This window comes from Sinorhizobium sp. 6-70, from assembly GCF_030124375.1.
Classification (GTDB): Bacteria; Pseudomonadota; Alphaproteobacteria; order Rhizobiales; family Rhizobiaceae; genus Sinorhizobium.
This window is the reverse complement of the sequence record NZ_JASKLS010000030.1, coordinates 2,501-6,488: the sequence shown is the minus strand read 5'-3', so window position 1 is coordinate 6,488 and position 3,988 is coordinate 2,501. Positions and strand designations below refer to the sequence as shown.

The following is a 3,988-nucleotide window of genomic DNA, read 5'->3' as shown; positions in this document are numbered from 1 at the left end:
GCGTGGGGCCGCGGCTGGGCCAGCCGATGGGGGTCTGTCGGCGGCTGGCGGATGCAAAAAGCCCCCGCGTCTTGCGACGTCGGGGGCTTTTGTGATCTGGTTGCGGGGGCAGGATTTGAACCTGCGGCCTTCAGGTTATGAGCCTGACGAGCTACCGGGCTGCTCCACCCCGCGTTATTTTCAAAGCATAAGGGCCGCGTTGAAGCGGCCCGTTTGTTTCGGCTTGGGCCGAGTGCGTGAAGAGAAGACGATCTTTTTATTGCCGCCGCCTTGTCCTTCTCGGCCTTGCCTCGAAGGGGAGCGGCATTGCTTGCGTTTTGCAGACCTGGCAGCGACCTACTCTCCCGCGTCTTAAGACGAAGTACCATCGGCGCTGGGGCGTTTCACGGCCGTGTTCGGAATGGGAACGGGTGCAGCCACCCCGCCAGAACCACCAGGTCGGCAAAGCGCAAGCGTGAGCCTTGCGATGCAGGCTCAATCTTGCTCTTTGCTGGCGCGGCTAAGCTTATCCTTCTCGCTGGTCGCTCGAAGGGCAGCCGCGCTGGCCATACGGCACCCTCTGGTTAAGGAGGCTGCGTGGCCTAGAGCAAGTTTCACATGCATGGCATGGCAAACTTTAATCGAGAAGCTGGTGAAGCGATTGCTTCGTTTTGAACACGTCTTTGCGTCTTATCCGGACAATTCCAGCAGCCGGCAGAGCCGAGCCGCCGGTGGTCCGGCGCGCCGTCCGCAGCGCCTTTGGCGCGTGAGGACAGAAGAATGATGCTCATCTTCGATGAGCATAAGCAATGGGAACGATCAAGCCGATCGAACGATTAGTACCGGTAAGCTTCATGCGTTGCCGCACTTCCACACCCGGCCTATCAACGTGGTCGTCTTCCACGGTTCTCAAGGGAATACTCGTTTTCAGGTGGGTTTCCCGCTTAGATGCCTTCAGCGGTTATCCCTTCCATATATAGCTACCCTGCTATGCCCTTGGCAGGACAACAGGTCCACCAGAGATATGTCCATCCCGGTCCTCTCGTACTAGGGACAGATCCTGTCAATATTCCTACACCCACGGCAGATAGGGACCGAACTGTCTCACGACGTTCTGAACCCAGCTCACGTACCGCTTTAATTGGCGAACAGCCAAACCCTTGGGACCTGCTCCAGCCCCAGGATGCGATGAGCCGACATCGAGGTGCCAAACAACCCCGTCGATATGGACTCTTGGGGGTCATCAGCCTGTTATCCCCGGCGTACCTTTTATCCGTTGAGCGATGGCCCTTCCACGCGGGACCACCGGATCACTATGACCGACTTTCGTCTCTGCTCGACTTGTCAGTCTCGCAGTCAGGCGGGCTTATGCCATTGCACTCGACGAGCGATTTCCGACCGCTCTGAGCCCACCATCGCGCGCCTCCGTTACTCTTTCGGAGGCGACCGCCCCAGTCAAACTACCCACCATACACTGTCCCGGATCCGGATGACGGACCGCGGTTAGACATCCATGACGATAAGGGTGGTATTTCAAGGATGGCTCCACAGGAACTGGCGTCCCTGCTTCAAAGCCTACCACCTATCCTACACATGCCGACACGAATGCCAGTGTAAAGCTATAGTAAAGGTGCACGGGGTCTTTCCGTCTGACCGCAGGAACCCCGCATCTTCACGGGGAATTCAATTTCACTGAGTCTGCGTTGGAGACAGCGGGGAAGTCGTTACGCCATTCGTGCAGGTCGGAACTTACCCGACAAGGAATTTCGCTACCTTAGGACCGTTATAGTTACGGCCGCCGTTTACTGGGGCTTCGATTCAGAGCTTGCACCCCTCCTCTTAACCTTCCAGCACCGGGCAGGCGTCAGACCCTATACGTCGTCTTGCGACTTCGCAGAGCCCTGTGTTTTTGATAAACAGTCGCTACCCCCTGGTCTGTGCCACCCCATCATGGTTGCCCACAATGAGGTCACGCTTCTTCCGAAGTTACGCGTGCAATTTGCCGAGTTCCTTCAACGCAGTTCTCTCAAGCGCCTTGGTATACTCTACCTGACCACCTGTGTCGGTTTCGGGTACGGTCTATACGGTGGAGCTATTTCCCGGGACCGCGTCCAGGCCTGGACAATCCAATAAGTCCAGACAAGTTAAGCGATCCGTCACTACCACCAGGCCCACGAATATTAACGTGGTTCCCATCGACTACGCGTGTCCGCCTCGTCTTAGGGGCCGGCTAACCCTGCTCAGATTAACTTTAAGCAGGAACCCTTGGTCTTTCGGCGAGAGGGTCTCTCACCCTCTTTATCGTTACTCATGTCAACATTCGCACTTCCGATACCTCCAGGACCCCTCACGGGTATCCCTTCACAGGCTTACGGAACGCTCCGCTACCACTTGCTTGCGCAAATCCTCAGCTTCGGTGCATGGCTTTAGCCCCGTTACATTTTCGGCGCAAAGACCCTTATTTAGACCAGTGAGCTGTTACGCTTTCTTTAAATGATGGCTGCTTCTAAGCCAACATCCTGGTTGTTTTGGGATCCTCACATCCTTTCCCACTTAGCCATGACTTGGGGACCTTAGCTGGAGGTCAGGGTTGTTGCCCTTTTCACGACGGACGTTAGCACCCGCCGTGTGTCTGCCGACTAGTACTCCCCGGTATTCGGAGTTTGGTTAGGATCAGTAAGACGGTGAGTCCCCATAGCCCATCCAGTGCTCTACCCCCGGGGGTATTCGGTCGACGCTCTACCTAAATAGATTTCGCGGAGAACCAGCTATTTCCGAGTTTGATTGGCCTTTCACCCCTAGCCACAAGTCATCCCAATCTATTGCAACAGATGCGGGTTCGGTCCTCCAGTTGGTGTTACCCAACCTTCAACCTGCTCATGGCTAGATCACTCGGTTTCGGGTCTAATGCGACATACTAAACGCCCTATTCAGACTCGCTTTCGCTGCGCCTTCACCTATCGGCTTAAGCTTGCATGTCACACTAAGTCGTTGACCCATTATACAAAAGGTACGCCGTCACCCTTGCGGGCTCCGACTGTTTGTAGGCATCCGGTTTCAGGTTCTATTTCACTCCCCTTGTCGGGGTGCTTTTCACCTTTCCCTCACGGTACTTGTTCGCTATCGGTCATGCACGAGTACTTAGGCTTGGAGAGTGGTCTCCCCATGTTCAGACAGGATTTCTCGTGTCCCGCCTTACTCAAGGACAATGAGTGTTCTACGTGTAAGGGGCTATCACCCTCTACGGCCGACCTTTCCAAGTCGTTCCACTTCATTCCTCATTGCCACTGGCCTGGTCCGCGTTCGCTCGCCACTACTTGCGGAGTCTCGGTTGATGTCCTTTCCTGCAGGTACTTAGATGTTTCAGTTCCCTGCGTTCGCTTCTTATCCCTATGTATTCAGAATAAGATACCTTTTAACAATACTTGGAAACCATTTTGGTTCTTTAACGCCGGACGACCGGCGACGCGCTTTGCGCTTGCGAAGCTTCGCTTCGAACTCCGTCCCCCGCGAGGGAAACGCGCTCGGTGCGAAGCACCGCAAGGCCAAAGGCCGTCGGCGATCGTTCGCCGTATCGTCGGACCTACGGTCCGACAACCAAAATGATTTTCCAAGTATTTAAGGTGGGTTGCCCCATTCGGAGATCCATGGATCAAAGCTCATTCGCAGCTCCCCACGGCTTATCGCAGCGTATCACGTCCTTCATCGCCTGTGCATGCCAAGGCATCCACCAAATGCCCTTTTGACACTTGATCGTTCTCATTGCCAATGCTCATCCTTAGCCGTCGTCCCGAAGGGACGCGGCGGAAAGGGTTACCTTTTACAACCCAATCCAAATTCAGATGCCATCGACGTGTTCGATACGGTCCTCAACACTCAACCCCGCAAAATCTTGGATTTTGCGGAAGGCTTGAGTGCAATAAAATTGGAATTACGCCGAGCAATTCCGAGGCCGTATCTTAAGACCAGCTTCTCGAGATCTGTCCGGTGATGCGCGGTCAGGCAACAT

1 tRNA gene and 2 rRNA genes are annotated in these 3,988 nt (G+C 55.0%); all 3 read right to left on the bottom strand.

The window, feature by feature from the left end:
• Positions 1-97 precede the first annotated feature (97 nt).
• A tRNA-Met gene (locus QN222_RS30165) sits at positions 98-174 on the bottom strand.
• Between the two features lie 149 nt (positions 175-323).
• Positions 324-438, bottom strand: a 5S ribosomal RNA gene (gene rrf / locus QN222_RS30160).
• 356 nt (positions 439-794) lie between these two features.
• Positions 795-3,734, bottom strand: a 23S ribosomal RNA gene (locus tag QN222_RS30155).
• Between the last annotated feature and the right edge of the window lie 254 nt (positions 3,735-3,988).